12 protein-coding genes and 1 pseudogene are annotated in these 12,520 nt (G+C 62.6%); 6 read left to right on the top strand and 7 right to left on the bottom strand.

Going from position 1 to position 12,520, the window contains the following annotated elements:
- Positions 1 to 56: 56 nt before the first annotated feature.
- Positions 57 to 350: a hypothetical protein gene (locus WNB94_RS15375; protein WP_341391255.1), complete on the top strand. Its 294-nt coding sequence runs from the start codon at positions 57 to 59 to the stop codon at positions 348 to 350.
- 63 nt (positions 351 to 413) lie between these two features.
- On the opposite strand, the gene fnr is transcribed toward WNB94_RS15375, so the two are convergent.
- Positions 414 to 1,130 carry a fumarate/nitrate reduction transcriptional regulator Fnr gene (gene fnr / locus WNB94_RS15370; RefSeq protein WP_341391254.1) on the bottom strand — a complete coding sequence of 239 codons (717 nt, stop codon included), beginning with the start codon at positions 1,128 to 1,130 and terminating at the stop codon, positions 414 to 416.
- Between the two features lie 253 nt (positions 1,131 to 1,383).
- Here fnr and hemN point away from each other — a divergent pair, with 253 nt between their 5' ends.
- The 3 genes from hemN to icd all read left to right on the top strand — a co-directional run bounded on the left by hemN (position 1,384) and on the right by icd (position 5,052).
- Positions 1,384 to 2,775 (top strand): oxygen-independent coproporphyrinogen III oxidase, encoded by a 1,392-nt coding sequence (hemN, locus tag WNB94_RS15365; RefSeq protein WP_341391323.1) that lies wholly within the window; start codon positions 1,384 to 1,386, stop codon positions 2,773 to 2,775.
- A gap of 33 nt (positions 2,776 to 2,808) precedes the next feature.
- Positions 2,809 to 3,642 (top strand): urease accessory protein UreH domain-containing protein, encoded by an 834-nt coding sequence (locus WNB94_RS15360; protein ID WP_341391253.1) that lies wholly within the window; start codon positions 2,809 to 2,811, stop codon positions 3,640 to 3,642.
- Positions 3,643 to 3,798: 156 nt separating this feature from the next.
- Positions 3,799 to 5,052, top strand: coding sequence for an NADP-dependent isocitrate dehydrogenase (gene icd / locus WNB94_RS15355; protein ID WP_341391252.1), 1,254 nt, complete (start codon positions 3,799 to 3,801; stop codon positions 5,050 to 5,052).
- A 217-nt stretch (positions 5,053 to 5,269) separates the two neighbouring features.
- On the opposite strand, the pseudogene WNB94_RS15350 reads toward icd, so the two are convergent.
- Positions 5,270 to 5,464: pseudogene (locus tag WNB94_RS15350) on the bottom strand (cold-shock protein); the annotation flags it as partial.
- A 287-nt stretch (positions 5,465 to 5,751) separates the two neighbouring features.
- On the opposite strand from WNB94_RS15350, the gene clpS reads away from it, so the two are divergent.
- Positions 5,752 to 6,105 carry an ATP-dependent Clp protease adapter ClpS gene (gene clpS, locus WNB94_RS15345; protein WP_341391251.1) on the top strand — a complete coding sequence of 118 codons (354 nt, stop codon included), beginning with the start codon at positions 5,752 to 5,754 and terminating at the stop codon, positions 6,103 to 6,105.
- Positions 6,102 to 8,420, top strand: coding sequence for an ATP-dependent Clp protease ATP-binding subunit ClpA (gene clpA, locus WNB94_RS15340; protein ID WP_341391250.1), 2,319 nt, complete (start codon positions 6,102 to 6,104; stop codon positions 8,418 to 8,420). Before clpS ends, clpA begins: the two co-directional genes overlap by 4 nt.
- Positions 8,421 to 8,466: 46 nt before the next feature.
- On the opposite strand, the gene WNB94_RS15335 is transcribed toward clpA, so the two are convergent.
- From WNB94_RS15335 to WNB94_RS15315, 5 genes are read right to left on the bottom strand one after another with little or no spacing between them, the layout of a single operon-like run.
- Positions 8,467 to 9,276, bottom strand: a complete 810-nt coding sequence (locus WNB94_RS15335; protein ID WP_341391249.1) for a M90 family metallopeptidase — start codon at positions 9,274 to 9,276, stop codon at positions 8,467 to 8,469.
- A 17-nt stretch (positions 9,277 to 9,293) separates the two neighbouring features.
- Positions 9,294 to 10,163 (bottom strand): UDP-2,3-diacylglucosamine diphosphatase, encoded by an 870-nt coding sequence (locus WNB94_RS15330; protein ID WP_341391248.1) that lies wholly within the window; start codon positions 10,161 to 10,163, stop codon positions 9,294 to 9,296.
- A gap of 2 nt (positions 10,164 to 10,165) precedes the next feature.
- Positions 10,166 to 10,666, bottom strand: a complete 501-nt coding sequence (locus WNB94_RS15325) for a peptidylprolyl isomerase (protein WP_341391247.1) — start codon at positions 10,664 to 10,666, stop codon at positions 10,166 to 10,168.
- Between the two features lie 3 nt (positions 10,667 to 10,669).
- Positions 10,670 to 11,209: a peptidylprolyl isomerase gene (locus tag WNB94_RS15320; protein WP_341391322.1), complete on the bottom strand. Its 540-nt coding sequence runs from the start codon at positions 11,207 to 11,209 to the stop codon at positions 10,670 to 10,672.
- Positions 11,210 to 11,220: 11 nt separating this feature from the next.
- Positions 11,221 to 12,510: a L,D-transpeptidase family protein gene (locus WNB94_RS15315; RefSeq protein WP_341391246.1), complete on the bottom strand. Its 1,290-nt coding sequence runs from the start codon at positions 12,508 to 12,510 to the stop codon at positions 11,221 to 11,223.
- Positions 12,511 to 12,520 lie beyond the last annotated feature (10 nt).

Raw genomic sequence — 12,520 nt, 5'->3', positions numbered from 1 at the left:
GGGCGCTCGCTGGGACAACATGGCTCATGCACCACATCGTGGTGGAGGAGTGCCAGATGACACATCGTCCGGTCGTGCTTGCGCAAATCCTGTGGCCGTCGTTCTTGGCTGCAGGCGTGCTTGAAATGCTGGTGTTCTCGGTGGTGGATCCCAGCCACGTCAGCCTGGGTGGCTGGCAGCCCGAGGTCAACACCATTTACAGCCTCAGCTTCCTGGTGTTCTGGGTCGTGACGGCTGGTTCAGCCGGTTTGTCGTGGTGGATGCGCAAAGCGCCTGCGGCGATCGGCGCACAGCGCCGCAGCAAGCGCATGCGGCGCGAGGCCGCCCTGACTCGCCACGCGCACGGTTAAGGCCACAGCCCAACATCATCCTGCCAAGCATGCACGGCGCGCATCACGCGCGCCGCTGTTGGATCAGCAACGTGCGTTGTTGACCAGTGCCTTCAATCCGTCTTCATTGATGATGCGGATGTCGCGCTGCTTGACCTCCAGGAAGCCCTCTTCCTGGAATTTCGAGAACGTGCGGCTCACGGTTTCCAGCTTCAGACCCAGGTAGCTGCCGATTTCTTCGCGTGTCATGCGCAGCACCAGCGCAGATGCCGAGAAGCCCCGTGCATGCAGGCGCTGCGTGAGGTTCAGCAAAAAGGCGGCCAGGCGTTCTTCAGCCCGCATGCTGCCCAGCAGCAGCATCACGCCATGATCACGAACAATCTCGCGGCTCATGATCTTGTGGAATTGGTGCTGCAGGTCCGAGACCTCGCGCGACAGCTCTTCCAGCTGAGAAAACGGAATCACGCAAACCTGCGAGTCTTCCAATGCCACCGCATCGCAGGCGTGCCGGTCGGTGCTGATGCCGTCCAGGCCCAGCAACTCGCCTGCCATCTGAAACCCCGTCACCTGATCCCGGCCGTCTTCAGCCGAGATCCGGGTTTTGAAGAAACCGGTGCGCACCGCATACAAAGAGCGGAATGGGTCGCCCGTGTGGAACAGTGCTTCACCGCGCTTGACCATCTTGCGCGACGCCACCAAGTCATCCAGGTGGTTCAACTGGTTTTGGGTCAGGCCCACAGGCAGGCACAACTCACGAAGGTTGCAGCTGGAGCACGCGACCTTGAAGGAATCAAGTCTCATGGGCTTTGATTGTGACGCACAACCAGCGTTTTGCGAAACACGACCCGGCAGTCCGCAGGGGCTGTCATCACCAGGTGCGGTGGGGGTGATGGAAATGGATGGGCTGGGTTGAAACATGAGCGACCTCAATGGTTTGCTGAATTGTTGCCGTTGACTGGCGACGGACCTTGAGCCAGATCAACCCTGGGTAGCTTCGCGCTGGCAAAGTGCCTGCATGAACCACACTGCACAGAACCACGCGCCTGCTCAGGCCGTGGTGCATGTCACTTCCGACATGCTGACCCGCCTGGACGTCAGCGGGCCGCGTTACACCTCTTACCCCACCGCAGACCGGTTTGTGGAGGCCTATGGCGCTGCACAGTACGCTCAGGCCTTGCATCAGCGCGGCAGCGGTGGCGGCGCCATCGCCGGACCGGCCAATCCGCTGTCGGTGTATGTGCACATCCCGTTTTGCGAATCGGTTTGCTACTACTGTGCGTGCAACAAGATCATCACCCGACACCATGAGCGGGCGCAGCCTTACCTGGCTGCCTTGAAGCAGGAAATCGAGTTGGTGAGGCAGCAGTTGGGGCCTCGGCAAGCGGTGTCACAGCTGCATTTTGGCGGCGGCAGCCCCACGTTCTTGTCCAATGACGAACTGAACGACCTGATGCAGGTGCTCAAGGAGGCGTTCCGTTTTGTGCCGGGTGGCGAATACGCCATCGAGGTGGACCCACGCACCGTGGACGGGCCACGCCTGGCCGCGCTGGCCGAGATGGGCTTCAATCGCCTCAGCCTGGGGGTGCAAGACTTTGACCCGGACGTTCAGAAGGCGGTGCACCGTGTTCAGCCCTTCGCGTCGGTCCAGGCGCTGATGGAGCAGGCGCGCACTTTGGGGTTCGAGTCCATCAACACCGATCTGATCTACGGCTTGCCCAAGCAGAATCTGGTGGGCTTTCGTCGCACGCTGGAACAACTGGCGTCATTGAGGCCCGATCGCGTGGCCTTGTACGGCTACGCGCACCTGCCTCAGAGGTTCAAGCCCCAGCGCCGCATCGACGCCGCAGACCTGCCCCCGGCGCAGGACAAAGTCGCCATGCTGGCCATGGCCATCGACGTGTTGCGTGAGGCCGGCTACGACTACATCGGCATGGATCACTTCGCGCTTCACCATGACAGCCTGTCGGTGGCCAAGCGCCAGGGGCGACTGCACCGCAACTTTCAAGGCTACAGCACCCACGCCGACAGCGACCTGATTGGTCTGGGTGTATCGGCCATCGGGCGGGTAGGGGCCCACTACAGCCAGAACGCCAAGACCCTGGAGGACTACACCGATGCCTTGTCGCGCGGTGAGTTGCCCATCGACCGTGGCCTGGTGCTCAGCCGCGACGATCTGGTTCGTCGTGCGGTCATCATGGCGGTGATGTGCCAGGGCAGGGTGGACATCGAATCCATTGAGCTGGCGTACCTGATTGATTTCAGGCAATACTTCGCGGCTGAATTGCGTCAACTGGAGCCGCTCGTCGAGATGGGGTTGGTGCAACTGGAGTCAGACGGTGTGCGTGTCACGCCCTTGGGGTGGTACTTTGTGCGGGCGATCGCCATGGTGTTCGACCGCTATTTGCAAGCCGACCGTACCGCTGGTCGCTTCTCTCGGATCATCTGAGCGCTTCAACGCGCTCAATCGCAGGGTGCCGTCATGTTGACCGGCCTGTTGCTGTCTGCATTTCTGATGGGCCTGGGTGGCATGGCCCACTGCGCGGCGATGTGTGGCATGGCCTGTTCGGTGGCCTTGCCGAGGGGGGTGCCCCTGATGGCCCTGCTGGGCCGCAGCCTGGGTTATGCCGCGCTGGGCGCCATGGCGGCCGCCAGTGCGGGCGTGATCGCGCAGTTGGGGCGTGAGGTGGCCTTCCTGCAACCGTTCTGGATCATGTTGCTGGCGGCGGCCGTGGTGCTGGGCTTGTGGCTGGCGTTCACGGGCCGCATGCCGGCGATGCTGGACCATTGGGGCCTGGGGGTTTACCGGCGCGCGCGCGCCCGCTGGCAGGCCTGGGCAGCCGCGCACGCCGGCGCATGGTGGCAACCCGCATGGCCATTGCTGGCTGGTGCGCTGTGGGCGTTTTTGCCCTGTGCGCTGCTGTACGGTGCCTTGATGCTGGCAGCACTGGCGCCCGATGCAGCGGGTGGTGCCGCAGTCATGTTGGTGTTCTCTGTGCCCAGCGCCTTCGGTGTGTGGGCCGCCCCCTGGGTCTTGGGCCGTTTGCTCCGGCGCTCGGCGTCGTCCACCGGCGCGGCGCCTCCGCCTGGCCCAGCGGGCTTGGGCACGGTGGCACCCGTGCTTTGGCTGCGACAGCAGCCGGTGGTGGCCACCGACGCGCCGCCTGCCGTGGCGCTGCCCCAGGAGGGCTCGCGTGGCACGGCCTGGATGGACCCGCGCTGGGCGGTGAGGCTGGCCGGTCTGGGCATGGCGGCCATGGCCGGCTGGGGCATTTCGCACCACCTGTGGATGCAGTACCAGGCCTGGTGCGCTTGAGGCGGTGTGGCAGGCGGTGTGCAAAAACCGCATACGGCGCCATGATCATGTGCTTCTCCGGCGGATGCAGTGGCGTGCTCGCGTAGAATGAAACTTGCATGACCACCATCCCTGGCCATGCATATCAAGGAAACGCCAACCGCGGAGACCACGCACATGTATCAGCACATCAAGGTGCCCGAAGGCGGGCAGAAGATCACGGTGAACCCGGACTTCTCGCTCAACGTGCCCAACAATCCCATCATCCCTTACATCGAAGGCGACGGGACCGGTTTTGACATCACACCCGTGATGATCAAGGTGGTCGACGCCGCTGTTGAAAAAGCCTACGGCGGCACCAAGAAGATCCACTGGATGGAGATCTATGCCGGCGAGAAGTCCACCCGCGTTTACGGCCCCGATGTCTGGCTGCCGGAAGAAACGCTGGAGGTGCTCAAGGACTACGTCGTCTCCATCAAAGGCCCGCTCACCACGCCCGTGGGTGGCGGCATCCGTTCGCTGAACGTTGCGCTGCGGCAAGAACTCGACCTCTACGTTTGCTTGCGCCCGGTGCGTTACTTCAAGGGCGTGCCGTCGCCGGTCAAAGAGCCCGAGAAGACCGACATGGTGATCTTCCGCGAAAACTCGGAAGACATCTATGCGGGCATCGAGTTCGAAGCCCAGAGCGACAAGGCCAAAAAGCTGATCAAGTTCCTGCAGGAAGAGTTCGGCGTCAAGAAGATCCGCTTCCCCGACACCTCGGGCATCGGCATCAAGCCCGTGTCCAAGGAAGGCACTGAGCGCCTGGTGCGCAAGGCCATCCAGTACGCCATCGACAACGACAAGCCCAGCGTCACCATCGTGCACAAAGGCAACATCATGAAGTACACCGAAGGTGGCTTCCGTGATTGGGCTTATGGCCTGGCGCAGACCGAGTTTGGGGCCGAGTTGATCGATGGTGGTCCGTGGTGCAAGTTCAAGAACCCGAAGACGGGCAAGGACATCATCGTCAAGGACGCCATCGCTGATGCCTTCTTGCAGCAGATCTTGCTGCGCCCGGCCGAATACAGCGTGATCGCCACGCTGAACCTCAACGGTGACTACGTCTCTGACGCCCTGGCAGCGCAGGTGGGTGGCATCGGCATCGCCCCCGGGGCCAACCTGTCGGATTCGATCGCCATGTTCGAAGCCACGCACGGCACCGCGCCCAAGTACGCCGGCAAAGACTACGTGAACCCGGGCTCGGAGATCCTGTCGGCCGAGATGATGCTGCGGCACATGGGCTGGTTCGAGGCCGCCGACCTGATCATCTCGTCGATGGACAAGGCCATCCAGAGCAAAAAGGTCACTTATGACTTTGCCCGCCTCATGGAGGGCGCAACGCAGGTGTCTTGCTCAGGTTTTGGCCAGGTGATGATCGATCACATGTGATGTCCGGGTCCCGGTTGCGCGCCGGGGCCACAGGCACCTCGGGGTGCTCCATGAAAAAACCTGCCCACGGGCAGGTTTTTTGTTGGCCGGCCAGCGCTCATGGCGCCAGTGCACTTCAGTGCGGCAGCCGGTGAGCGTTTCCAGTGGAAGCGTCAAGAAAGTGCATGTCCGACAAGGCGTCGGCGTGCGACTCACCCCCGGCATCACCATCGAGTTGCTGGATGTTTTGCGCCAGCATGCCCTTGGGGCCTGCCACCAGCTCATAACGAACCTTGGCGCCTTGTTTCAAAGTGCGGAATCCATCCATCTGGATGGCAGAGAAGTGGGCAAACACGTCGCCCCCGCCTTGATCTGGTTCGATGAACCCGAACCCCTTGGCGTCGTTGAACCATTTGACAGTGCCTGTGGCCATGCCTTTTCCTCCTGTGAATTTAGGCACATTTTTCGACGGAAGCCCTTGTATGTCAATAACCCGCCTTGTGTTCGTGGCATGCAGGTGTGTCCTTTTTTCAAGGTTTGGCGCGATATGACAATGGCTTGTTGCCAACGTTACAAAGCTTGTGGTGAACGACACAAATCGGCGACAAAAGGCAAGTCTCGAACAACTCTGTTGCGCCCGGCGTATTCCCGCCCTTGCAATGGTCAGGGAGACCCCAAGATGCCATGCATGAGCGCGGGGCCTCCCGTAGAATCAAATTCATGAATCATCCGTTTCGCCTGAATGCGTCCAACCCGCCAGCCGGTCCCGGTGAGCAGGGCGAGGGTGCGGCCGTGGTCGAGAAGGAAGAACTCGCGCTTGAGCCGCCCAAGCTCTATCAAGTCGTCATGCTCAATGACGATTTCACGCCAATGGAGTTTGTGGTATTCGTCTTGCAAGAGCATTTCCGTCATGATCTCGACACTGCCACACAGATCATGCTGAAAATCCACCACGAGGGTCGTGGTGTGTGCGGCGTCTTCACCAAGGATGTCGCGGCCACCAAGGTCGAACTCGTTCTTGCCGCCGCCCGGCGCGCCGGGCATCCCCTGCAGTGCATCCTGGAGACCGCATGATTGCGCAAGAGTTGGAAGTGAGTTTGCACATGGCCTTCGTCGAGGCCCGTCAACAGCGCCACGAATTCATCACCGTGGAACACCTGCTGCTGGCGCTGATCGACAATCCTTCAGCTTCCGAAGTGCTGAAGGCCTGTGCCGCGAACCTGGATGAGCTTCGCAAGAATCTGGACCAGTTCGTGCGTGACAACACGCCCACCGTGGGGGGAACCGACGAAGTCGACACCCAACCCACCCTGGGTTTCCAGCGTGTCATTCAGCGTGCCATCATGCACGTGCAGTCGTCCAGCGGTGGCAAGAAAGAGGTCACCGGTGCCAACGTGCTGGTGGCCATCTTTGGCGAAAAAGACTCCCATGCGGTGTACTACCTGCACCAACAAGGGGTCACGCGCCTCGATGTGGTGAACTACATCGCGCACGGCATCCGCAAGGTCGATCCGCCCGAGGCGGCCAAGTCGACCTCATCGGACAATGCGCCGCAGGACGCCGACAAGGAAGAGGTTGAAAGCCGCGCCTCCCCGCTGGAGCAGTACACGCAGAATCTGAATCAGCAGGCGCGCGAAGGCAAGATCGACCCGCTGATCGGGCGCGAGACCGAGGTCGAACGCGTGATTCAGGTCTTGTGCCGCCGGCGCAAGAACAACCCGCTGCTGGTGGGTGAGGCCGGTGTGGGCAAGACGGCGATTGCCGAGGGCCTGGCCTGGCGCATCACCCAAAACGATGTGCCCGAGGTGCTGTCGGATGCCCAGGTGTACGCCCTGGACATGGGCGCCTTGCTGGCGGGCACCAAGTACCGCGGTGATTTCGAGCAGCGGCTCAAGGCGGTGATCAAGCAGCTCAAGGAGCAGCCCAATTCGGTCTTGTTCATCGATGAAATTCACACGCTCATCGGCGCAGGCGCGGCCTCGGGCGGCACGCTGGACGCCTCCAACCTGCTCAAGCCCGCCTTGAGCTCGGGGCAACTCAAGTGCATTGGCGCCACCACCTTCACTGAATACCGCGGCATTTTCGAGAAAGACGCTGCGCTGTCTCGGCGATTCCAGAAGGTCGAGGTGGTCGAGCCCACCGTCGAGCAGACGGTGGAGATCCTCAAGGGTCTGAAGTCGCGCTTCGAAGAGCACCACAGCGTGAAGTACGCGCTGGGCGCGCTGCAGGCCGCAGCCGAGTTGTCGGCCAAGTTCATCAACGACCGTCACCTGCCTGACAAGGCGATCGACGTGATCGATGAGGCGGGTGCCGCGCAGCGCATCCTGCCCAAGAGCAAGCAGAAGAAGACCATCACCCGCAACGAGGTGGAAGAGATCGTGGCCAAGATCGCCCGCATCCCGCCCACCAGCGTGTCCAACGACGATCGCAGCAAGCTCAAGAACCTGGACCGCGACCTCAAGAGCGTGGTGTTTGGTCAAGATAACGCCATCGACGCCTTGTCGGCCGCCATCAAGATGGCCCGCTCTGGGCTGGGCAAGCCGGACAAGCCCATTGGTGCCTTCTTGTTCAGCGGTCCCACCGGCGTGGGCAAGACGGAAGTGGCCAAGCAATTGGCCTACATCCTGGGCATCGAGCTGATCCGCTTCGACATGTCGGAGTACATGGAGCGCCATGCCGTGAGCCGACTGATTGGCGCGCCTCCGGGTTACGTGGGCTTTGACCAGGGTGGTTTGCTGACCGAGGCCATCACCAAGAAGCCGCACGCCGTGCTGCTGCTGGATGAAATCGAGAAGGCCCACCCGGATGTGTTCAACATCCTGCTGCAGGTCATGGACCACGGCACGCTGACGGACAACAACGGTCGCAAGGCTGATTTCCGCAACGTGCTGATCATCATGACCACCAACGCGGGCGCGGAGACGCTGCAGAAGTCGACCATCGGCTTCACCACGCTGCGCGAGTTGGGCGACGAAATGGCCGACATCAAGCGCATGTTCACGCCGGAGTTCCGCAACCGGCTGGACGCCATCGTGGGCTTCAAGCCGCTGGACGAAGAGGTCATCCTGCGGGTGGTCGACAAGTTCCTGCTGCAGCTCGAAAGCCAGCTGGCCGAGAAGAAGGTCGAGGTCACCTTCACCGATGCCCTGCGTCGTCACCTGGCCAAGCGCGGCTTCGATCCGCTGATGGGCGCGCGCCCCATGCAACGCCTGATCCAGGACACCATTCGCCGTGCCCTGGCCGACGAGTTGCTGTTCGGGTCGCTGGTGGATGGCGGTCGCCTGACGGTGGATGTGGCACCCAACGCCAAGGGCGAGGACGAGGTCAAACTGGATATTCAGGCCAAGCGCAGCGACAAACCCAAGGCGGAGCCTGCCACGGCCGAGTGAGCGCGGTAACGCTCAAACACCACACGCCCGGCTTGCCGGGCGTTTTTCATTCTGCAGGGGCGTGCTCGTGCGGTGACTCCTGGAAGTAGCGGCACAGCAGCGCATAGACCGCTGGATGATCACGTTGAAGGTGATGTGGTGCAGTGAAGAAGGCTTCGCACACCACCGGAAAAAACTCGACCAGACCTGCGCTGGCTGCATAGGGATCTAGCCAGGTGGGATCACCATGCGCCAACGCGTCTCGATGGGCATCGAAGCCTTGCCACAAGGTGTCCAGCCATTCGGTGCGAGAGATGTCTCGCGGCAGTGGTGGGCAGCCATCGGCTTCAGGGCCGTTGTGCATGTCCAGCGCGTGGGCAAATTCATGCACGACCACGTTGTAGCCTTGGTGGCGCTGCGATCCGTCGTGCACGTCCGTCCAGGACAGCATGATCGGCCCGTCGGGCTGCGCCTCGCCTGCCAACACTTCCTCATGGTGATGCACCACGCCGGCCTCATCCATCCATTCACGCTGGGCGACCACCTGATCGGCGCGGATGACCACGCCCACGAAGCTGGCGTAGGGCCCCAAACCCCAGCGCTGCACCGGCAGGCAGGCCTGTGCGGCGATGGCGACGGCCATGTCGTCGGTCAGCGTCAGGCCGTCCAGCGGGGTGAATTGCTTGCGGGCCAGAAACACGGTGGACAGCTGGCGCAGGGTTTGCAAGCGCTGGGGCGAGCGCCATGTCAGGAAGGGGTGCTTGCGCAAGGTGGTTTGCCACAGTGCGTCAGGGATGGGACGGTGCCGCAGCACCCATGCATCGGGCATCCACGACACAGGCCACCAGGTGTTGAGCAGCGCAGACAGCAGGCTCATGGGCCGACCACCGCGCTTCAGCCTTGACAGGCTTCGGCAGGCGTCAGGCGCTTCACGCCTGAGGGGCCCAGCCTCAGCACTTCGGCCCGGGGTGTTGGGGTGTGATCCAGCTCCCAATCGCTGAGCACCTGGCGACCGAGCACACTGCCATCTGGTGTCAGCCCCAGCGCACTCCAGCCCGGCCGGTGCGTGTGACCATGAATCAGCGACCCGGTGCGGGCGGCTTGAAGCCAGGCGATGGCACGTGCGGCATCCACGTCGGCCCAGGTTTCGGGGGTGGCTGATGTGGCGGCCTTGCGCGCTTCGCTGGCTGCACGCATTTGTCGGGCGGTCTCCAGCCGCTTGCTCAGTGGTTGCGACAGGAAGGCTTGCTGCCAAGGGGTCTGGCGCACCTGAGCCCGAAACGCCAGGTAGGGGCCATCTTCCAGGCACCAGGCGTCACCATGGGTGATGAGGTGGCGTTGGCCGTGTGCACACAGCACGAGGGGGTCGGGCAGGGCCTGCGCACCACAGGCGGCCATGAACTCGGCGCCCATGAGGAAGTCTCGGTTGCCGACCATGATGCCCAACCAGCGGCGCTGGGCAGCCTGCCGCAGTGCTTCGGTGCAGTGGGCTTCAAAGCGCTGGTGGCGCATGTCGTCGCCAACCCACGCCTCGAAGATGTCGCCAAGCAACAGCACCGCATCCGCACGGGTGTGCGTGAGGTAGTCCAGAAAGGCCTGCGCCGTCTTGGGGTGGGAGGGGTCAAGGTGCAGGTCCGAGACCAAGTCGATCGCCTGCCAGTCTGCTGGGGTCTCCAGGCTGGCAAGCTCGGCAGCGATGGGCCAGTCGGCCGCATCGGCTGCGGGTTGAGGAACCCGCACGGTGGCGGGTGTCCCCCGGCCCATGCTCAGGCCTCGACGGCCTTGGTGATCACCACATCTTCCAGCGGCACATCGTCATGGAAGCCGCTGCGGCCAGTGCGCACCTTCTCGATGGCATCCACCACCTCGGTGCCCGCCACCACCTTGCCGAACACGGCATAGCCCCAACCCTGGGGCGACTCGGACTTGAAGTTCAGGAAGTCGTTGTCGGTGCCGTTGATGAAGAACTGTGCGCTGGCCGAATGCGGCGCGCTGGTACGGGCCATGGCGATGGTGTACTTGTCGTTCTTCAGGCCGTTGTTGGCTTCGTTCTGGATGGGCTCGCGGGTGGGCTTTTGCTTGAGGCCGGGCTCGAAGCCGCCGCCCTGGATCATGAAGCCTTTGATCACGCGGTGGAACACGGTGCCGTCATAGTGGCCTGCCTTGACGTATTCCAGAAAGTTGGCCACCGTCGCGGGGGCCTTCTGGTCGTCCAGTTCGAGGCGGATCACGCCGGCGGTGGTGTGCAGTTCAACGGTCTTGCTCATGGTTTATTTCTCGATGGTGGCTTGTTTGATGACAACGGGCTCGACGGGCACGTCACCGTGCATGCCGCGTTGGGCGGTGCGGACCTTGCGTATTTTTTCAACCACGTCCATGCCCTGAACCACCTTGCCGAACACGGCATAGCCATTGCCGTCCTGGGCGTTGGCGGCATCCAGAAAGTCATTGTCCTTCACATTGATGAAGAACTGCGCCGTGGCCGAATTGGGGTTCATGGTGCGCGCCATGGCGATGGTGCCGCGCACGTTGCTCAGGCCATTGCGGCTTTCCAGGGCGATGGGCGCGCGTGTGGGCTTTTCTCTCATGTCAGGGCTCATGCCGCCGCCCTGGACCATGAAGTTGGGGATCACACGGTGAAAGATGGTGCCGTTGTAGTGCCCGTCCTTGACGTACTGAACGAAGTTGGCCACGGTTTTGGGGGCCTTGGCAGCGTCCAGTTGCACGACGATGTCGCCCATGCTGGTGCTCAGTCGCACATTCTGGGCATGCGCCACGCCCACGCTCAGGGCCAGCACGCTGGCCATCATCGCCGCACGAATCATCCGATCACTCCTTCGTAGAAAATTTTCCACAGGCCGTTTTCCTTGCCCCAGTATTGACGCTTGAGCACGCCACTGCGTTGACCGTCAACGATTTCGCCGAAGGTCACGACCAACAGGTCATTGTGCTCGGTCGAGTTGAGGATGGCCAGGTCTTTGACATGGATCGGGCGCCGCCTGGGCTGGGACAGGTCCCTGGTCATCAGCTGTCGCCATTGAGCCAGGTCTTTACTGCCACTGGCGAACTGGTTCGAATAAAACGACATGACCCTGTCCAGATCGCCGCTGTTTCGTGCTGCGCGCCATCCCTCGATGAGGTTGTTCAGCGACCGGCGCTCGGGCTCGGCCTGGGCGTTGTTGACCCACTCGAGTTGCCGCGAAATGACGACCGGGGTCGTTCGGGGCTGCACCAGCTTGAGGATGCGTTCCAACTCGGTGTTGGCCATGGCCACACAGCCGTCGGTGCTCTGCGGCGCGCGCACATAGCTGTCGCTGGGCACGCCGTGCAGCCAGATGCCGCTGCCGGTTCGGCCCATGCGCCGGTCGAACTCATTGGGGTAGTTCAGGGGCAAGGCGCCCGCACCATAGAAGTCAGTCAACTGCCGCGGGTCCAGCCGGCTGGTGATGTAGTAAATGCCCAGCGGCGTACGCTGGTCACCTTCGACACGCTTGTCGGCACCCAGCAGGCCAATGGAGGCATAGTGGTCTGACAGCAGGCGCAGGCCTTGTGCGGTGTTCTCGAACAGGTACAGCCTGGACTTGCTGACGTCGACGGCGATGGCGTGTCGGCTGCTCAATGGCAACGCAACGAAGGGCGCGGGCACCTGGCCGGGCTGGGGGCGGTTGCGAAACGCCTCCACGCGCCGGCTGGCTTCCAGCCTGAGTTGCTCAAGCCGTTGCCGCGCCACCGGGGAGCTGACCTGCGCGCCACCGCCTTTGGCCGTGAGCGGGTGGGTGCGCGCCATGAGCAAGTCGGCATACACCAACTGTGCCAGTTGGAAGTTGGGGTGGTCTCCAACCAGCGCTTCTACCCGGTCCAGCGCCTCTCTGCCCTTGCCCGTGCTCAACAGTCGGTAGACCTCAAGCAGGCGCTGTTCGGCCTCGTTGTGGCTGGTGGGTGTGGTCTGCTGCCACAGGGAGCGGGTGTTGTTGGAGGGGCTGCTGAGCTCCGCACGGGTGCGCAAGGTCTGCGCCTCAGCAGGCGTCAACCAGGCGGCCGACAAGGCGAGCACGCTCCCCAACAGCGCCGTTCGGGCATATTCCGAAAAAAGGCCACGATGCTTGCGCATCGCAGCCTTT

Origin of the sequence: Aquabacterium sp. A3 (genome assembly GCF_038069945.1) — a bacterium.
Taxonomy (GTDB): domain Bacteria; phylum Pseudomonadota; class Gammaproteobacteria; order Burkholderiales; family Burkholderiaceae_C; genus Aquabacterium.
This window is presented reverse-complemented; position numbering and strand designations above follow the sequence as displayed.